Origin of the sequence: Paraburkholderia unamae, assembly GCF_003268775.1 — a bacterium.
Lineage (GTDB): Bacteria > Pseudomonadota > Gammaproteobacteria > Burkholderiales > Burkholderiaceae > Paraburkholderia > Paraburkholderia unamae.
This window is the reverse complement of sequence record NZ_QLSU01000002.1, coordinates 94,161-111,139: the sequence shown is the minus strand read 5'-3', so window position 1 is coordinate 111,139 and position 16,979 is coordinate 94,161. Positions and strand designations below refer to the sequence as shown.

17 protein-coding genes and 1 pseudogene are annotated in these 16,979 nt (G+C 67.6%); 13 read left to right on the top strand and 5 right to left on the bottom strand.

All coding sequences use genetic code 11. The features are described 5' to 3' along the window. Window positions 1-21: 21 nt before the first annotated feature. A complete protein-coding gene (locus C7401_RS03105) occupies window positions 22-336 on the bottom strand; it encodes a helix-turn-helix domain-containing protein (RefSeq protein WP_112169896.1) in 315 nt (104 codons plus the stop codon). After that, window positions 333-677, bottom strand: a complete 345-nt coding sequence (locus C7401_RS03100) for a type II toxin-antitoxin system RelE/ParE family toxin (protein ID WP_112169895.1) — start codon at window positions 675-677, stop codon at window positions 333-335. Before C7401_RS03100 ends, C7401_RS03105 begins: the two co-directional genes overlap by 4 nt. A 459-nt stretch (window positions 678-1,136) precedes the next feature. Here C7401_RS03100 and flhF point away from each other — a divergent pair, with 459 nt between their 5' ends. The 3 genes and pseudogenes from flhF (at window position 1,137) to C7401_RS03085 (ending at window position 5,245) form a co-directional block, all read left to right on the top strand. Continuing rightward, window positions 1,137-3,302 carry a flagellar biosynthesis GTPase FlhF gene (gene flhF / locus C7401_RS03095; protein ID WP_112169894.1) on the top strand — a complete coding sequence of 722 codons (2,166 nt, stop codon included), beginning with the start codon at window positions 1,137-1,139 and terminating at the stop codon, window positions 3,300-3,302. Then, window positions 3,295-4,119, top strand: a pseudogene (locus C7401_RS03090) (MinD/ParA family ATP-binding protein); the annotation flags it as partial. The gene flhF and the pseudogene C7401_RS03090, both read left to right, overlap by 8 nt. A 394-nt stretch (window positions 4,120-4,513) precedes the next feature. Continuing rightward, complete coding sequence (locus C7401_RS03085; protein ID WP_112169893.1) at window positions 4,514-5,245, top strand: RNA polymerase sigma factor FliA; 732 nt, start codon at window positions 4,514-4,516, stop codon at window positions 5,243-5,245. Between the two features lie 158 nt (window positions 5,246-5,403). On the opposite strand, the gene C7401_RS03080 is transcribed toward C7401_RS03085, so the two are convergent. The 3 genes from C7401_RS03080 to flgA form a co-directional block, all read right to left on the bottom strand. After that, window positions 5,404-5,847: a flagella synthesis protein FlgN gene (locus C7401_RS03080; RefSeq protein WP_112169892.1), complete on the bottom strand. Its 444-nt coding sequence runs from the start codon at window positions 5,845-5,847 to the stop codon at window positions 5,404-5,406. Between the two features lie 46 nt (window positions 5,848-5,893). Next, on the bottom strand, window positions 5,894-6,259 hold the full coding sequence (flgM, locus tag C7401_RS03075) for a flagellar biosynthesis anti-sigma factor FlgM (protein WP_112169891.1): 366 nt from the start codon (window positions 6,257-6,259) through the stop codon (window positions 5,894-5,896). 168 nt (window positions 6,260-6,427) lie between these two features. Beyond that, window positions 6,428-7,807, bottom strand: coding sequence for a flagellar basal body P-ring formation chaperone FlgA (flgA, locus tag C7401_RS03070; RefSeq protein WP_258396818.1), 1,380 nt, complete (start codon window positions 7,805-7,807; stop codon window positions 6,428-6,430). 246 nt (window positions 7,808-8,053) lie between these two features. On the opposite strand from flgA, the gene C7401_RS03065 reads away from it, so the two are divergent. The 10 genes from C7401_RS03065 to C7401_RS03020 all read left to right on the top strand — a co-directional run bounded on the left by C7401_RS03065 (window position 8,054) and on the right by C7401_RS03020 (window position 16,815). Then, a complete protein-coding gene (locus C7401_RS03065; protein WP_112169890.1) occupies window positions 8,054-8,590 on the top strand; it encodes a flagellar basal body protein in 537 nt (178 codons plus the stop codon). Window positions 8,591-8,667: 77 nt separating this feature from the next. Further along, window positions 8,668-9,093, top strand: a complete 426-nt coding sequence (gene flgC / locus C7401_RS03060; protein ID WP_112169889.1) for a flagellar basal body rod protein FlgC — start codon at window positions 8,668-8,670, stop codon at window positions 9,091-9,093. Window positions 9,094-9,287: 194 nt separating this feature from the next. Continuing rightward, the gene (locus C7401_RS03055; RefSeq protein ID WP_112170273.1) at window positions 9,288-9,932 is read left to right on the top strand and encodes a flagellar hook assembly protein FlgD; all 645 of its coding nucleotides are present in this window, start codon (window positions 9,288-9,290) and stop codon (window positions 9,930-9,932) included. A 38-nt stretch (window positions 9,933-9,970) separates the two neighbouring features. Beyond that, window positions 9,971-11,224: a flagellar hook protein FlgE gene (gene flgE / locus C7401_RS03050; protein WP_112169888.1), complete on the top strand. Its 1,254-nt coding sequence runs from the start codon at window positions 9,971-9,973 to the stop codon at window positions 11,222-11,224. Between the two features lie 26 nt (window positions 11,225-11,250). After that, window positions 11,251-12,012, top strand: a complete 762-nt coding sequence (gene flgF, locus C7401_RS03045) for a flagellar basal-body rod protein FlgF (RefSeq protein ID WP_112169887.1) — start codon at window positions 11,251-11,253, stop codon at window positions 12,010-12,012. A 74-nt stretch (window positions 12,013-12,086) separates the two neighbouring features. Beyond that, window positions 12,087-12,875 carry a flagellar basal-body rod protein FlgG gene (gene flgG / locus C7401_RS03040; protein WP_112170272.1) on the top strand — a complete coding sequence of 263 codons (789 nt, stop codon included), beginning with the start codon at window positions 12,087-12,089 and terminating at the stop codon, window positions 12,873-12,875. Between the two features lie 35 nt (window positions 12,876-12,910). Continuing rightward, entirely contained in the window at window positions 12,911-13,627 is a 717-nt protein-coding gene (locus C7401_RS03035; RefSeq protein WP_112169886.1) for a flagellar basal body L-ring protein FlgH, read from the top strand. Beyond that, a complete protein-coding gene (locus C7401_RS03030; RefSeq protein ID WP_112169885.1) occupies window positions 13,621-14,820 on the top strand; it encodes a flagellar basal body P-ring protein FlgI in 1,200 nt (399 codons plus the stop codon). Before C7401_RS03035 ends, C7401_RS03030 begins: the two co-directional genes overlap by 7 nt. A gap of 11 nt (window positions 14,821-14,831) precedes the next feature. Then, complete coding sequence (gene flgJ / locus C7401_RS03025) at window positions 14,832-15,821, top strand: flagellar assembly peptidoglycan hydrolase FlgJ (RefSeq protein WP_112169884.1); 990 nt, start codon at window positions 14,832-14,834, stop codon at window positions 15,819-15,821. A 232-nt stretch (window positions 15,822-16,053) separates the two neighbouring features. Then, window positions 16,054-16,815: a flagellar brake protein gene (locus C7401_RS03020; RefSeq protein WP_112169883.1), complete on the top strand. Its 762-nt coding sequence runs from the start codon at window positions 16,054-16,056 to the stop codon at window positions 16,813-16,815. Window positions 16,816-16,979 lie beyond the last annotated feature (164 nt).

Genomic DNA, 16,979 nt, shown 5'->3' with positions numbered 1-16,979 from the left:
GTCAGGCGCCAACACGGATCATCACAGCGCTTCGAGAAGCTCAAGCGTTTCCGGGTGCTTCTCGACGAGCTTGATGAGCACGGCGGCCTGCGCATTGGGTTTCGCCTTGCCCTGCTCCCAGTTTTGCCAGGTGCGGACATTGACACGCAGGCGTCGCGCCATCACGGCCTGCGACACGTTGACCGACTCTCGCACAGACTTGATTTCCTCCGCAGTGACGTCGATTGCGTCCGGCACGGCCAGTGTCACTTTGTGCAGCGTAAGCTTGCCCTCGCGTTCCGCGGCGAGTTCGTCGAACCCTTGTTTCAGGGCATCGAAAAGCTGGCCTTTTTTCATTTCGCTATCCTCCGCTCAATCTCGGCATCCAGCATGGCGCCGAGCGCCTTCGCTTCATGGGGCGTGAGATCGTCCATCTCATCCTTGGCGTAGATGTAGAACATCCAGAACTGTGTGCCGCCGACCCAGTAGTAGTAGATCACCCTGAGCCCGCCGCGCTTGCCTTTCTGGCGTCGCGAATCCTTGCAGCGCAGCTTGCGCAATCCGCCAGTGTGCTTGATGAGATCGCCCTTTGCAGGATTGACCAGCAGTTCGTTCTGGAGCGCGCGGTATTCCTCGTCATCGAGGTAATCCGGGCGGCGCACGCGGAACAGGGAAAGCTCGACAAAGCTGGCATCCATAAGCACGGTCCAATTATACGTAATTTGCGTATGATTTGCGGAGACTCAACTGCCGCGGAGTTTGGCAGCGAGTTTGGCAGCACCAGGAACCTCCGGCTCGCGAACGACGCTTTCGTTCGGGCGTCCACGCCCCGTACTCCTGTTAAAGCGCGCTTATTGCGTGCTCTTTTGACGCTCAACAAGTCTGGGCGGCCGGCCCGACATGCCGACGCAATCCCGTTGCAGCGGCTCGCCCCGTCGTTGCGCGAGCGCGTTCGCGCTGCGCCCTCCGCGCGCCGATTCCATGAATAGCCCACATTTCCCCGCCCTGATCCATCGATCGTGAAGGGCGTGCCTTCGAAATAATTCCAACATCGGAAAAGGCTTTGCGCGTGACGCGCGGCCAGCAGCCATTCCGCGCCATTCCAGCAACAGACGTCCGGCGGCGGCCAAAGCCGCTCACCTCATCAGGGGCTCAGCTTGAACATTCGCAAATTCATCGGTGGCAACAGCCGCGACGCGTTACGGCTCGTACGCGAAGCGCTGGGTGCGGATGCCGTCGTGTTGTCGAACCGCACGCTCGATGACGGCAGCGTCGAAATCGTCGCGCTCGCGGATCGCGACCTCGCGGCAATCGCGCCCGCCGATGGCGCCGCGCAAGGGCAGGGCGCTCAAGGCGCTCAGGCCGGCGGCTTCGCGCAGCCGTCCGCCGCCGCGACGCAAATGCCTCGCACGCCGCGCGCCGCGCTGGGCGCGCCGTCGAGCGGCGCGGCCCCGGCCGCTGCGGCCACGGGTGCGAACCCCTATGCGAGCGGCATGCCGGATGTGTTCTCGTCGGTGTTCGGCGCGAGCCCCGAAGTGGGCGCGGAAGGTGACGGCGCGAGCGCCGATGCAGACGCCGACGCCGACAGCGATCACGCCGCCGACGCCGCCGTTTCGCTCGGCCAGGACGCCGCGCCGGCCTCGTCGCGGGCCGCAGCGGGCCAGCAGGCCACGCGCTCGCCGATGCCGCCGACGCTGCAATCCACCATGCAAGCCGCGCCGCAACCCGCTCGTCAGGCGACGCCGAATCCGCACGCCTCGCTGCTGCCGCCGCTGCATGGCATGAGCGAGCCGGCTTCCGCTTCGACCGCATCAACCATCGCACCGACTATCGCGCCAACGTTCGCGCCATCGTTTGCCCCGGGCGTGAACCCGGCCGCCAACGGCATGCAGATCAACGCCACCACGGTCTCCGACGCGCCCGTCGCCGCCCGCGAAGCCGCCTCGCGTCTCGAACAGGCCGCCGCCCACGCCTCGCCCGAAGCGCTTTCCGCGCCGCGCACGATGGCCGAATCGAACCCGTGGCTCATCGACCACGCCCGCCGGATCGCGAACCAGCAGAGCGGCGTGCGCGAGCCGGGCATGACGCCCTCGGCCGCGGCGGCGCGGGGTATGGGCAGTGTCGCCGACCCGGTGCGCCCGCCCGACATCGACGCGAGCACGCCCGACTGGGCGCTCGAAGCGGCCCACGCGGCCGCGCGCCGTGCCGCGCAGCGTCTCGGCCACAGCCCCGACGCCGCGGGCCCGCCGCCCGTCACCGCCAACCGCAACGCGCAGGCGGGCGCCGAAGGCGCGCCCGCGAACGCGGCGCAGACGGTGAGCGAAGCGATCCGCTCACGCATCGAACAGGTGGTCAACGAGACCGTGATGAACGAGCTCGCTTCGATGCGCGGCATGATGGAAGAGCAGTTCGCGGGCCTCCTGTGGGGCGAGCGCCAGCGCCGCAGCCCGGTGCAAGGCGCGCTCACCAAGCAGCTGTTCGCCGCGGGTTTCTCGGCGCAGCTCGTGAAGATGATGATCGACCGCCTGCCCGCGGTCGAGACCGAAGAAGCCGGCATGGAGTGGCTCCAGTCGGTGCTCGAATCGAACCTGCCCGTGCTCGAAGACGAAGAGGCGCTCATGGAGCGCGGCGGCGTGTTCGCGCTGATGGGCCCGACGGGCGTGGGCAAGACCACGACCACGGCCAAGCTCGCCGCGCGCTGCGTGATGCGCTTCGGCGCGAGCAAGGTCGCGCTGCTCACGACCGACAGCTACCGTATCGGCGGCCACGAGCAACTGCGCATTTTCGGCAAGATCCTCGGCGTTTCGGTGCACGCGGTGCGCGACGGCGCGGACCTGCAACTCGCGCTCACGGAACTCAAGAACAAGCACATCGTGCTGATCGACACGATCGGCATGAGCCAGCGCGACCGCGCCGTGGCCGACCAGATCGCCATGCTGTGCGGCGCGGGCCGCCCGGTGCAGCGCCTGCTGCTGCTCTCGGCCACGAACCACGGCGACACGCTCAACGAAGTCGTGCAGGCCTACCAGAGCGAAAACGCACCGCTCACGGGCTGCATCCTGACCAAGCTCGACGAGGCGACCAACCTCGGCAGCGCGCTCGACACGGTGCTGCGCTACAAGCTGCCGGTTCACTACGTCTCGACGGGCCAGAAGGTCCCCGAGAACCTTTACGTGGCGACGCGCCGCTTCCTGATCCGCAGCGCGTTCTGCATTCCGCGAGAGAGTTCGCCGTTCGTGCCGCACGAAGACGATATCCCGGCGCTGCTGTCGGCACTCTCGACGCGTTCGAATTCGCAGGCTCCCGAGGTCAGGTTTGGATAAGTTCGTGATCGATCAGGCAGAGGGGCTGCGGCGCCTGCTGGCGCGCGAAGGCTCGCGCGTGGTGGCGGTGACGGGCGGCGCTGGCGCGCCCGGGCGCACGACCGCCGTGGTCAATCTCGCGGCGGCGCTCACCGCGCAGGGCAAGGACGTGCTCATCGTCGACGAGTGCCTGGGGCCGCGCTCCGTGTGCGCGCTCGTGGGCGGCGTGCGCGGCGCGGGCAACTTCGCCGCCGTGATGCGCGGCGAGCGCACGCTCGAAGAAGCCGTCGGCCGTCACGCGCTCGGTTTCGGCGTGCTGGCGGCCTCGCGCGACAACCGCGCCCAGTACACGAGCGCGCAACTGCAAAAGGTGCTCTCGGGCCCTGCCGACATCGTGTTGATCGACGCGCAGCTCGACGCCGAAGGCGCGCTCTCGCCGCTCGCCATGCACGCGCACGACGTGCTGATCGTGATGCGCATCGGCGCGCAGGCGATCACCGACGCCTACGCGTGCATGAAGCGGCTGCACTTCGCGCATGCGATCGCACAGTTCCGCGTGCTCGCGAACCACGTGACGAACGTGCCCGACGCGCAAGCCGCCATCGAAAATCTCGCGGGCGTGGCGGGGCGCTACCTGAGCGTGTCGCTCGAAAGCGCGGGCTACGTCGCCGCCGACCCGTATATGGCGCAGGCCTTCAAGCTCGCGCGCTGCATCGTCGATGCGTTTCCGTCCACGGCCGCCGCGCGCGACTTCCGCCACGTGGCCGCGGAGCTGCCGCACTGGCCGATGCGTCCCGCCGTTTCGGCGTGCTCGCCGGCCACGGCGCGCGGGCGCGCGCCGTTCGCGGCCATCGACGCCGACGACCCGCAAGTCGGCGCGTCGACCGAAGCACTCGAGGACCAGCCGGACCTCGCCACGCAGGAATCCCGTGACGCGCATGCCCGGCATGACGCCCACGGCAGGGATGTCACGCACGGCGCGCCGCAAGCCGCCGACGGGACGAACGCAGCACAGGCAGCACATGCAGGACACGCCGCACACAGCACGCTCGCCGCGAACGCAGATTCGTTCGTGGCGGCCGTGACGGGTGTGCATACCGCACCCGATGCACCATCCGCGACCGCGCCGGCCCACGTGGGCTGGCTGGCCGAGACGCCCGCGCAGCGGCCGTCGCCGCAGCACGTCTGACGTGCGCACGACGCAGCGAGGGACATGAGAAGTGGAGAGCACGATGTATAACGCTCAAGGAAAAATTTCGCAGGCCGACGTGCTTGCGAAGTACGCGCCGCTCGTGAGGCGGCTGGGGTTGCAGCTCGTCGCCAAAATGCCGGCGAGCGTCGACCTCGACGATCTGATCCAGGCCGGCATGATCGGCCTGCTCGACGCGGCGAACCGCTACAAGGAAGATCAGGGCGCGCAGTTCGAGACCTATGCGAGCCAGCGCATTCGCGGCGCGATGCTCGACGAGCTGCGCAGCAACGACTGGCTGCCGCGCAGCCTGCGCCGCACGTCGCGCGAAGTGGAGAGCGCGGTGCACCAGGTGGAGCAGCGCCTTGGCCGCTCGGCGAGCGAAACCGAGGTCGCCGATCACCTGAACATGCCGCTCGACGAATACCAGTCGATGTTGCAGGACCTGCATGGCAGCCAGCTCATCTACTACGAAGACTTCGACCGCTCGGCCGAGGACGAGCCGTTTCTCGACCGCTACTGCGTCGATCACTCGGACCCGCTTTCGGCGCTGCTCGACGACAGCCTGCGCGGCGCGCTCGTCGAGGCGATCGAGCGCCTGCCCGAGCGCGAGAAGCTGCTGATGTCGCTTTACTACGAGCGTGGCATGAACCTGCGCGAGATCGGCGCAGTGATGGAGGTGAGCGAGTCGCGCGTGTGCCAGCTGCACAGCCAGGCCGTGGCGCGCCTGCGCACGCGGCTGCGCGAGATGTCGTGGGCGAGCGCGGAGAATTGAGGCGATAGACGGCCCCGCGTGTGCGGTTCGCGGGCCGGGTGCAGTGCGAGAGCCGGGGTGCGGGAGCGCTTCGGCTCTTTTTTTGGGGCAAAGAGGCTCGCACCAACAAAAAAGCCGAAGCGTCCCCGCTCCGGCTTTTTTACGCACCGCCCAAACGCCTACAGCCCGAACGCCGGCAACCGTCCGTCGGGACCGTACAGCATCGCGCCATTGCCCGTCTCGCCGCGCAGGATCGCCAGCGCGCGCCGGTTATGTTCCATGCGCGTGCGGATCATCATGCCGATCGTGAGGTTCTTGCGGCGCGCGCGCTCGGTCGAGCCCTTGAGCAGCGCCCACTGGCTCGTGAGGCGCGCGTCGCCGTCACAGGCCATCTCGATGCCCTTGCGCCCGCCCGGCAGGCCAAGGCCCGCCAGTTGCGCGTCGCGCGCCTTTTCGAGGCCCGCCAGACGCTGCGTGAGCGTGGTCTTCTGCTCGACGATCTGCGGCAGCGCCTCCATGCCGTCGGCCGACACGAGCGCCTTTTCTTCATAGGCGAGCAGCGACGCGAACGCCTCAACCGTGGCGTGTTCGTCGATCAGCGTGGCTAGCAGGGCATCTTTCATCGAGGGGCACCAGAAAATTCAGTGTTTGCGCAGCACGCGGGCGTCATCAGTTGCCCGACGCGGGCCTCATCAGCTCGCGCGCGGTCTGGAGCACGCCGTCGGCGATCTTGCCGGCGTCGATCTGCAACGTGCCGTTGCTGATGGCGTCCTTGATCGACTGCACGTGCGCCACGTCGATATCGGCCGCGCCGCTCGCCGCGAGCGAGCGCAGCGTGGAGGAGAGGGAAGAAAGGCTCACGTTCGCATCGCCTTGTGAAGCGCCGGATGCGTTCGCGGCGCTCGCGCTGCCAGCGGCGCCGGACGTGGCCGCGGTATTCGAGGCGCTCACGGCGCCAGCCGAATCGCCTTGCGAACGCGCGACGCCATCTTGAAGCGCGCGCGGATCATTGCGGGTGGAGGAGTCAACTTTCACGATGGGCTTCCTGATCGATTTGACCTTGATAACGGCATGAGGCGGGCCGAACTTTAGCGCGAAAGTCCCGCCGTTACACGCTGTTACGTGTGCTGGCGCACACAGTCGCAACCGGGGCGCAACCAGGCCCGTTCAGGTCGCGCTCGATCCGTCTCATCCCAATCCGCCCTAAATCTGGATCTGCACCGTGCCGGCGTCCTTGACCACGCCGGTGATGACCTGGCCCCCGCTCGTGCGCACGCGCACCTGCTGGCCCGGCTCCGCGTTGCTGAGCGCGCTGCCTTCGGCGGAGATCGTGAAATTGGTGCCCACGGCGATCACCTTGACGGTCTGTCCGATGATGACCGACGCCGCGCTGCGCAGCATGTCGGTGCGCAGCGGCAGACCGGCGGAGATGCGCATGCGGGCGACGGCGCCGCTCGCCTGGTTGGGGTCGGTGACGACGGTCTGCGGCAGGCTCGCGAGGTCGCCCGAGCGCGGCATGAAGTCGGCGGCCGAGAGGGCCTCGCCCGCGCCGATCTGGCGTGCGGCCACGTAGTACGTGATGTCGACGGCGACGCGCGCGCCCACGTAGAGCGTCCACGGCTTCGCGCCGATGCAGCGCATGCCCACGGTCGTGCGGCCGAACGTGCGCGCGCCCGGCGGCATGAACGGTTCGAGCGAAGTGCAGGCCGCAAGGCCGCGCGGGAACACCGGCGAGACCGTGACCGTCACGCGGCCGGGCAACCCCGCCGACTGCTGCTGAAGGAAGGCCAGCGCGGCGGCGCGGATCGATTCGCCGTCCTGCTGGCCGGGCGGTGTGGCCTGGGTGTTCATGGCGACCGCGCTGGCGTTTGTGCCTGTGTTTGCGCCTGCGCTCGCAACCGGCTTCGCGGCGGGCGCGCCGTTCGCGCTCGCGGCGTCGACCACCACGGGCGCCACGCGGTTCGCCGCGCTCGCGACGTTCACGCGTTGCAGCGCGCCCGCGCTGTTTGTCGCGCTGTTCACGCTGGCGGGCGGCACGCGTGCAGGCTGCGCGCTCGTGCCCGGCGCGGGAATCGTGACGATGCGCGGCGCGTCGGCTTGCGACGTGCGCTCGCCGGGGCCGGGGATCGTGATCATGCCGGCGGAATCGACGCCGGCGCGCGCATCTTCGGGCACGCCGTGCGCGTTGAGGTCGGCGTAGCTCGCCGCGCGCAGCGGCGCGGGCGTACCGGCTTGGGCATTCGCGGCCGAATTGACCGGCGTGTTAGTCGGCACATTGACTGGCGCACTCGCGGCGGCACTGGCCGGCTTCGTATTCGTGGCATTCGTGGCGTTCGTCGCGAGCATCGCGCTCATCTGCGCGGCGTCGGTGCCTGCGCGGTCGCCGTTACCCGCGATAAAGACCTGGCCGCCCGCGCCCTGCGGCGCGCTCTGCGCGTGCGCGGCCGTGCCGCCCAGCACGAAGGCGAGCGCGCAGGCGCATGAAGCGGCCCACGGCGAAACGCCTGGCAACGCCCACGACAAGGCGCGCGCTCGCCGTTCCAGGCCGGCGCGCGGCCCACGGAAAGAGGCAGTCTGCGGCATCGTCGTTCTCCATCGAATGCATTGACACGCCTCGCATTCTAGGCGGCGCCCCCCGCGAGCTTGCGTCGAATAGAGGGGCGCTTTACCGGCTATTCGTCCGATTGGTTCTTGCCAGCCCCGCCTAAGATTCCACTCCATGCGCAAAGGCTTGCGGGCCGCGCGCTTAACGTTTGCGCCGGTTTCCACGCCGCTGGCGATGCCGCCGCGCTCACGCCTATCCACCTTTCGCGTCACGGAGAACGCCCGATGCTGGACAAACTCGATGCCGAATTCGCCTTCGGGCGCGAAGCGCTCGACGTGCGCGCCACGCGGCAGGCGTTGATCTCGTCGAACATCGCGAACGCCGACACGCCGGGCTACCAGGCGCGCGACGTCGACTTCGCGGCTTCGCTCGCGGGCGCGCTGCGGCAGTCGGGCACGGGCGCGTCGGCCGGCACGACGGGACTGGTTGCCGCGGTGGCGGGCACGGCGGGCGGCAACGCCCAGCCGCTCGCCATGGCGCAGCCCGCGGGCGTGACGAGCGGCATGCAGATGTCGTCCACGACGCCGGGCCACATGGCCGGCGACGCGAAGCTGATCCCGACGGGCGGCCCGGCCGACACCTACAAGAGCCAGCTCATGTACCGCGTGCCGATGCAGCCCGCGCTCGACGGCAACACGGTCGATCTCGACACCGAGCGCGTGCAGTTCGCCGACAACGCGCTGCACTTCGAGTCGGGCATGACCGTCGTCTCGCAGCAGATCAAGACGATGCTCTCCGCCATCACCTCGGGCTCGACCTGAGCGGCGCGCCCGGAACACGAATGAAGCAGCGACCAACGCGCGCAGCGGCGCGCACCTGATGTGAGGTCAACGAAACCATGCCATCCCTGATGAACATCTTCAGCGTTGCGGGCTCCGCCATGACGGCGGAATCGCAGCGACTGAACGTGACGGCGTCCAATCTCGCCAACGCCGACAGCACGACCGGCCCCGACGGCCAGCCCTACAAGGCGAAACAGGTGGTGTTCGCGGTCAATCCGCTCGGCGGCGCGCGCACGGCCTCGGGCCAGCAGGTGGGCGGCGTGAAGGTGACGGGCGTGGTGGACGACCCCACGCCCATGAAGCAGACCTACGACCCGTCCAACCCCTCCGCCAACGCGGACGGCTACGTGACGATGCCCAACGTCGATCCGGTGCAGGAGATGGTGAACATGATCTCGGCGTCGCGCTCGTACCAGGCCAACGTCGAAACGCTGAACACGGCCAAGCAGTTGATGCTCAAGACGCTCACGATCGGGACCTGACGCAGGTACGTGAAGCGGCCCCATCGGCACCACACGCATAACGCAGCAAACACAGAGACCAGCGGGCGCGAAACCATCCAGCGCCCGTCACCACACGCCAAGCACGAAGCGCAATCGAGGAGAACGCGTTGAGTTCCAGCAACACAACCATCGGCGGCAGCACCGCCACCGTGTCGCAGCAACTGCTCGACACCATGAACGGCACGAGCTCCAGCTCGTCCTCGTCGACGAGCGGCACGAGCGCGAGCGATCTGCAAACGACCTTTCTGCAACTGCTCGTCGCGCAGTTGCAGAACCAGGATCCGACCGATCCGATGGACAGCTCGCAGATGACGTCGCAGCTCGCGCAGATCAATACGGTCTCGGGCATCCAGCAGCTCAACACGTCGCTCTCGTCGCTCTCCACGCAGCTTTCGGCGGGCCAGAACGCCCAGGCCGCGCTGCTGATCGGCTCGACCGTGCTCGCTCCCGGCAGCAGCGCCGCCGTGTCGAGCGGCACGGCGCCGCAGCTCGGCGTGACGCTGCCTTCGGCGGTGTCGGACGTGAAGCTCACGATCACGAACTCGGCAGGCCAGGTCGTCAACACGCTCGACCTCGGCGCGCAGTCGGCGGGCACGGTGCCGGTCACCTGGAACGGCAAGGACACCTCGGGCAACACGGTCGCCGACGGCACCTACACGATCACCGCGAGCGCGACGACCAACGGTCAGTCGGCCACCGCCACGGCGCTCGTCGCGAGCCAGGTGCAGGGCGTGGTCCAGCAGTCGGACGGCTCCGCGAGCCTCTCGCTCGCCAACGGCAAGACCGTCGCGCTCTCGAGCGTCGGCGCCATTCTCTGAACACGATAATCAACGCAAACAGCGCGGAGTAGACGAACATGGGCTACCAGCAAGGATTGAGCGGCCTCGCCGCGGCGTCGAACGACCTCGACGTGATTGGCAACAACATCGCCAACGCGAACACGACCGGCTTCAAGCAAAGCACGGCGCAGTTCGCCGACGTGTACGCGAACACTGTCGCGACGGCGGTGGGCAACCAGATCGGCCTCGGCGCCGCGCTCTCGACCGTGCAGCAGGACTTCTCGCAAGGCACGATCACCACGACGGGCCAGGCGCTGAACGTCGCCATCAACGGCAACGGCTTCTACCAGATGTCGAACAACGGCACGATCACGTACTCGCGTAACGGCGTGTTCCAGCTCGACAAGAACGGCTACATCACCGACGCGGCGGGCAACGACCTGATGGGTTACGCCGCCGATTCGAACGGCGTGATCAACTCGGCGCAAACGGTGGCGCTGAAGGTGCCGACCACCAACATCGCACCGCTGCCGACGTCGAACATCACCGCGCAGCTGAACCTGAACGCGCAGGCCACGGCGCCGACGACGAAGACGTTCGATCCGACCGACTCGACCAGCTACAACTACTCGACGTCGATCACGGCCTACGACTCGCTCGGCGGCACGCAGCAGGTCAACCTGTATTTCGTGCAGAACGCAACCGGCTCGGCTCAAGTCTATGCCGTCGCCGCCGGCCAGACGACCGATCTCGGCACGATGTCGTTCGATTCGTCGGGCGCGCTGACGGCCACGACCGACTCCACGGGCACCGCAACCGCCGCGCTCGGCGAGTTCAAGCTCAACGTCGCATCGACGGCCGACCCGACCAAGCTCGACGACGGCGCCTCGCCGCTCAGCCTGACCCTCAACTTCACCGGCACGACGCAATACGGCGGCGCCTCGGGCGTGAACAACCTCGCGCAGGACGGCTACGCGAGCGGCACGCTGTCGAACTTCACGATCGGCTCGGACGGCACCATCACCGGCAACTACTCGAACGGCCAGACCATGGCGCTCGGCCAGATCGTGCTCGCCAACTTCAACAACCCGAACGGCCTCCTGAACCTGGGCGGCAACCAGTTCCAGCAGACGGCCGCCTCGGGCGTCGCGCAGGTTTCGACGCCGGGCAGCACGAACCACGGCACGCTCACGGGCGGCGCGCTCGAAGCGTCGAACGTGGATCTGACCAACCAGCTCGTCGACCTGATCACGGCGCAGCGCAACTACCAGGCGAACGCGCAGACCATCAAGACGCAGCAGACCGTCGACCAGACGCTGTTGCAGATGTAAGCGCCTAACCACGCACCGGGCACATCATGGACCGACTGATCTATACCGCGATGACGGGCGCGAGCCAGGCGCTCGAGCAGCAGGCCGTCGTCGCGAACAACCTTGCGAACGTCTCGACCACGGGCTTTCGCGCGCAGCTCGCCAACTTTCGCGCCGTGCCGATGTCGTTCGGCGACGGCTCGACGGTGAACGACCAGACCACGCGCACCTACGTGCTCTCGTCGACGCCTGGCTCGGACATGACGCCCGGTGCGATCTCGCATACCGGCAACCCGCTCGACATCGCCGTGCAGGGCGCGGGTTTCATCGCCGTGCAGACGGCCGACGGCAACGAGGCCTACACGCGTGCGGGCAACCTGCACGTCGATGAAAACGGCCAGCTCGTCACGGCCAGCAACCAGCAGGTGATCGGCGGCGGCGGCCCGATCGCGGTGCCGCCGGGCTCGGCGGTCACGATCGGCACGGACGGCACGGTGTCGGCCATCGCGCCGGGCAGCCCGCCGATGGCGATCGCCATGATCGACCAGATCAAGTTCGTCAACCCGCCCGCGGGCTCGCTCACGCGCGGCGACGACGGCCTCTTTCGCACGGCGGACGGCAACCCCGCCGACGCGGACCAGACCGTGCAGATCGCCACCGAGTCGCTCGAGGGCAGCAACGTGAACCCCGTGGCGGCGATGGTCTCGATGATCGCCAACGCGCGGCAGTTCCAGATGCAGACCAAGCTCTTGCAGAACGCCGACCAGAACGAGCAGAGCGCGAACCAGCTGCTCAACTTCAGCAGCTAAGCCATTTCGAAGCCATTGAAGGCCGCTCGCGCCGCATCATGCGCCGCGCGAAGCCGGGCCGGGAGAAAGACACCGTGAACCGATCGCTTTACATCGCCGCCACCGGCATGCAGGCCCAGCAGTCACAGATGGACGTGATTTCGAACAACCTCGCGAACGTGAGCACCAACGGCTTCAAGGGCTCGCGCGCGGTGTTCGAGGACCTCATGTACCAGACGCTGCGCCAGCCGGGTGCGAACTCGACCCAGGAAACCGAACTGCCCTCGGGCAGCCAGGTGGGCACCGGCGTGCAGCAGGTGGCGACCGAGCGTCTCTACACGCAAGGCAATCTGCAACAGACCGGCAACTCGAAGGACGTGGCGATCAACGGCGCGGGCTTCTTCCAGGTGCAGATGCCCGACGGCACCACGGCCTACACGCGCGACGGCTCGTTCCAGACCAACTCGCAGGGCCAGCTCGTGACCTCCAGCGGCTACCAGGTGATCCCGGCGATCACCGTGCCCGCCAACGCCACCTCGCTCACCATCGGCAGCGACGGCGTGGTCACGGTCACGACGCCGGGCTCGGTCAACAACACGACCATCGGCTCGCTCCAGATCGCCATGTTCATCAACCCGGCCGGCCTTCAGTCGAACGGGCAGAACCTGATGTCGGAAACGGCTTCGTCGGGCGCGCCCACGGTGTCCACGCCGGGCCAGAACGGCTCGGGCACGCTCAACCAGGGCTATGTGGAAGCGTCGAACGTGAACGTGGTGCAGGAGCTCGTGAACATGATCGAGACGCAGCGCGCCTACGAAATCAACAGCAAGGCGGTCACCACTTCCGACCAGATGCTGCAAACCCTCAGCCAGATGTCGGTCTGAGGACAGGTCCTTAGTTAAACGAGTCGGTGATCAGCATGTCGCAGTCCGTACGAACCCATCCTCGCACCCGCGCGGCGCATCCGGGCCACCCCCGCGCGCTCGTGGCGGGCGTGGCGCTCGCGTTGCTCGCGGGCTGCGCCTACATCCCGAACAGGCAACCGATCACGCAGCAGCCCATGACGGCGGTGCCGCCCGCGCCGCCCGTCAACAACTCGCCGGGTGCGATCTACAACCCCGGCTACGCAGGCAGGCCGCTGTTCGAGGACCAGCGTCCGCGCAATATCGGCGACATTCTCACGATCGTCATCTCCGAAAACATCAACGCGACCAAGTCCTCGGGCGCGAATACCAAGCGCGGCGGCAGCACGAGCTTTCAGGTGCCGACCTACGGCTTCGCGCCGGGCTTCTTCTCGCGCGCCAACCTCGCGGCGTCGGGTGCGAACCAGTTCGACGCCACGGGCGGCGCGAATGCCTCGAACACGTTCACGGGCGTGATTACCGTGACCGTCACGAACGTGCTGCCCAACGGCAATCTCGTCGTCTCCGGCGAGAAGCAGATGCTCATCAACCAGGGCAATGAATACGTGCGCCTTTCCGGCGTCGTCAATCCGAACACCGTTGCCGGAGACAACTCCGTGCTCTCGACCGACGTCGCCGACGCGAAGATCGAATACTCCGCGAAGGGCGTGATCGACGAGGCCGAGACGATGGGCTGGCTGCAACGCTTTTTCCTGAACATCGCGCCATGGTGAAGATCCGCTTCCATCGTTCGCGCCACTCGCGCGTGAAGGACGTGCTCGCCGCCTTCGGCGTGGCGTTCGGCTTCGTGCTCGCCTGCGGCGCCCTCGTCGCCTATGCCACGCCCGCGCGCGCCGAGCGCGTGAAAGACCTGGCCACGTTCCAGGGCGTGCGCGACAACCCGCTCATCGGCTACGGTCTCGTGGTGGGTCTGGACGGCACCGGCGACCAGACCACCCAGGCGCCGTTCACGACGCAAACGCTCGCGAACATGCTCGCGAACCTGGGCATTTCGATCAACAACACGTCGACGGCCTCGGGTTCGTCGTCCACGCTCAACAACATGCAGTTGAAGAACGTGGCCGCGGTCATGGTCACGGCCGTGCTGCCGCCGTTCGCGCGGCCCGGCGAGCAGATCGATATCACCGTGTCGTCGCTCGCCAACGCGAAGAGCATTCGCGGCGGCACGCTGCTGCTCACGCCGCTCAAGGGCGCCGACGGCCAGGTCTACGCGCTCGCCCAGGGCAACGTGGCCGTGGGCGGTGCGGGCGCCTCGGCCAACGGTAGCCGGGTGCAGGTGAACCAGCTCGCGGCGGGCCGCATCGCGGGCGGCGCGATCGTCGAGCGCGCCGTGGTGTCGCCGGTCTCGCAGCAAGGCGGCATCCTCACGATGACCGTCAACGACATGGACTACGACACCACGCAGCGCATCGTCTCGGCGGTCAACAACATGTTCGGCCAGGGCACGGCCATGCCGCTCGACGGCCGCACGATCCAGGTGCACGGACCGGCCGACCCCGGGGCGCAGGTGGGCTTCATCGCGCAGATCCAGGATCTCAACGTGAGCCCGGCCCAGCCGGCCGCCAAGGTGATCCTGAACGCGCGCACCGGCTCGATCGTGATGAACCAGATGGTCACGCTCGATAGCTGCGCGGTCGCGCACGGCAATCTTTCCGTGGTCGTGAACACGCAGACGGCGGTGAGCCAGCCCGGCGCGTTCTCCAACGGCCAGACAGTGGCGACGCGCCAGTCGCAAATCCAGCTAAAGCAGGACAACGGATCGCTCAAGCTCGTGACCGCGGGCGCCAATCTCGCTGAAGTCGTGAAGGCGCTCAATGCGCTCGGCGCGACGCCGGCGGACCTCATGTCGATCCTTCAGGCGATGAAGGCGGCGGGCGCGCTGCGCGCCGACCTCGAGATCATCTAAGGGGGTGAAACTTGGATAACACGAAGAACATCGGCGGCAGCCTCGATCTGACCAACCGCTTCGCGCTCGACGTGCAGGGTTTCGACTCCATGCGCGCGGCCGCCAACGCCTCGCCGCAGCAGGGCGTGAAGATGGCCGCCAAGCAGTTCGACGCCGTATTCACGCAGATGATGCTCAAGAGCATGCGCGACGCGACGCCCGACGACGGCCCGCTCGACTCGCACGACAGCGCGCAGTTCACCTCGATGCTCGACCAGCAGCTCTCGCAGCAGATGTCGAACAAGGGCATCGGCGTGGCGAACGCCATGCTCAAGCAGCTCATGCGCAGCATGGGCGGCGCCAACGGCGCGGGTGGTGCTGGTGGCGCGGGCGGCGTGGCGGGCGCGATCTCGGGCCTGTCGGGCTCCGACGCGAGCGAGGGCAACCTCGCGATGCTCAACGCACTCGGACGCGCCTATGGCAACGCGGCGGCCAACGGCGCGCTCGCCAACGGCTCGGGCTACAGCGGCAACAGCGCGCTCACGCCGCCGGTCAAGGGCAACGGCGACGCCTCGGTGGATGCCTTCGTCGACAAGCTCGCCAACGCCGCGCAGCAGGCCAGTTCCAGCACGGGCATTCCGGCGCGCTTCATCCTCGGCCAGGCCGCACTGGAATCGGGCTGGGGCAAGCGCGAAATCAAGAAGGCCGACGGCTCGACGAGCCACAACGTGTTCGGCATCAAGGCGACGAAGGACTGGACCGGCAAGACCGTCTCGACGCTCACGACCGAATACGTGAACGGCGAGCCGCACCGCGTGGTGGAAAAATTCCGCGCCTACGACTCGTACGAGGACGCGATGACCGACTACGCCACGCTGCTGAAGAGCAATCCGCGCTATGCGTCGGTGATCAACGGCTCGAAGAGCGCCGAAGGCTTCGCGCAAGGCATGCAGCGCGCGGGCTACGCGACCGATCCGCACTACGCGAAGAAGCTTCTGACCATCATGCAGCGGATGGCGTAAGATCGCCCCGCGCAAACGTTGCTTCGGCGCCGTAGCCGGAAAATGCCGCACTCTCGCGCCGCGCACCGGACGAGGGTGCGTTTTTTTTACGCCGAATCCCTAAATTTTTGGCCCGGACTGCCGCTAATGCAGGCGAGATGAAAAAGCAGACCGGGGGGAAATACCCTCCGAACGGCGCGCGCGGGCAAGCTCGGACAGCGCGCCGGCACGTTCACGAATTTCCGGCAGGCCGATGAATACCGTTCAGTCGAATCCACAGGAAGCAGGCGAGGGCGCGGAAGGCTCCCACGATTTCGGGCGCCGCAATCCGCTTGAGATCGGCGTCCAGCTACGCAACCTCGTCAACCGCGGCGACTTCCTCACGCTCCAGTATCGCGGCGGGCAGCTCGTCACACGCATTCTCGCCGTCAACGGACGCGAGCGCACCTTCGTGTTCGACTGGGGCGCGATGTCCGAGCAGAACGCGGGCGTGCTCGCCGCGCCCGAGTGCCAGTTCCACGCCTCGCCCGACGGCGTGCGCGTGGAGTTCTCCACGGCAACGCCGCGCCGCACCGAATTCGAAGGGCGCCCCGCGTTCGAAGCCGACTTCCCCGAAGTGCTGTTCTACGTGCAGCGGCGCGAGTATTTCCGCGTCGACACGCCCGTGCTCGAACCGTGCATCTGCCGCGGCGACCTGCCGAGCGGCGGCGAGCGCTTCGCCTACGAGGTGCACGATTTGTCGCTGGGCGGCCTCGGGCTGCGCACGACCGACGAGCGCGTCGCGGTGCTCGACATGGGCCTGCATCTGCCCGACGTCGAGCTCGACCTGCGCGCGCACGGCAAGCTGCGCGTGGATCTCGCGCTCGTGGTGCTGCGCTTTATCGACCTGCCCAATGGCGATCGCCGCTATCACCTCGGTTTTCGCTTCGAGGCGCTGCCCGGCGCGTCCGAAAACACGTTGCAGCGCTATATCACGCAGCTCGAGATGAAGCGTCGCGCGCTCGCGCGCGCTTGAGGCGAGGGGCGCGCGTGCGCCCGCCCGTTGCGCCCGTTGCGCCCATTGCGCCGGCATCAGACGTGAAGCGCGAGCCCACCCGCGCTAACGTTTTCGCCCTCATCGGGCGCTCAATTTTCGCAACGCGCTGCCGTTATACCGTGAGTTCACCCACGCGGTTTGCC

Excerpts from the sequence above, each read along its gene's own strand:
- flgE (WP_112169888.1), top strand. The coding sequence starts at position 9,971 with ATGGGCTACCAGCAAGGATTGAGCGGCCTCGCCGCGGCGTCGAACGAC.
- C7401_RS03035 (WP_112169886.1), top strand. The coding sequence starts at position 12,911 with ATGTCGCAGTCCGTACGAACCCATCCTCGCACCCGCGCGGCGCATCCG.
- flgC (WP_112169889.1), top strand. The coding sequence starts at position 8,668 with ATGCCATCCCTGATGAACATCTTCAGCGTTGCGGGCTCCGCCATGACG.
- C7401_RS03020 (WP_112169883.1), top strand. The coding sequence starts at position 16,054 with ATGAATACCGTTCAGTCGAATCCACAGGAAGCAGGCGAGGGCGCGGAA.
- C7401_RS03105 (WP_112169896.1), bottom strand. The coding sequence starts at position 336 with ATGAAAAAAGGCCAGCTTTTCGATGCCCTGAAACAAGGGTTCGACGAA.
- C7401_RS03055 (WP_112170273.1), top strand. The coding sequence starts at position 9,288 with ATGAACGGCACGAGCTCCAGCTCGTCCTCGTCGACGAGCGGCACGAGC.
- flgA (WP_258396818.1), bottom strand. The coding sequence starts at position 7,807 with ATGCCGCAGACTGCCTCTTTCCGTGGGCCGCGCGCCGGCCTGGAACGG.
- C7401_RS03065 (WP_112169890.1), top strand. The coding sequence starts at position 8,054 with ATGCTGGACAAACTCGATGCCGAATTCGCCTTCGGGCGCGAAGCGCTC.
- C7401_RS03085 (WP_112169893.1), top strand. The coding sequence starts at position 4,514 with ATGTATAACGCTCAAGGAAAAATTTCGCAGGCCGACGTGCTTGCGAAG.
- C7401_RS03100 (WP_112169895.1), bottom strand. The coding sequence starts at position 677 with ATGGATGCCAGCTTTGTCGAGCTTTCCCTGTTCCGCGTGCGCCGCCCG.
- C7401_RS03030 (WP_112169885.1), top strand. The coding sequence starts at position 13,621 with ATGGTGAAGATCCGCTTCCATCGTTCGCGCCACTCGCGCGTGAAGGAC.
- flgF (WP_112169887.1), top strand. The coding sequence starts at position 11,251 with ATGGACCGACTGATCTATACCGCGATGACGGGCGCGAGCCAGGCGCTC.
- C7401_RS03080 (WP_112169892.1), bottom strand. The coding sequence starts at position 5,847 with ATGAAAGATGCCCTGCTAGCCACGCTGATCGACGAACACGCCACGGTT.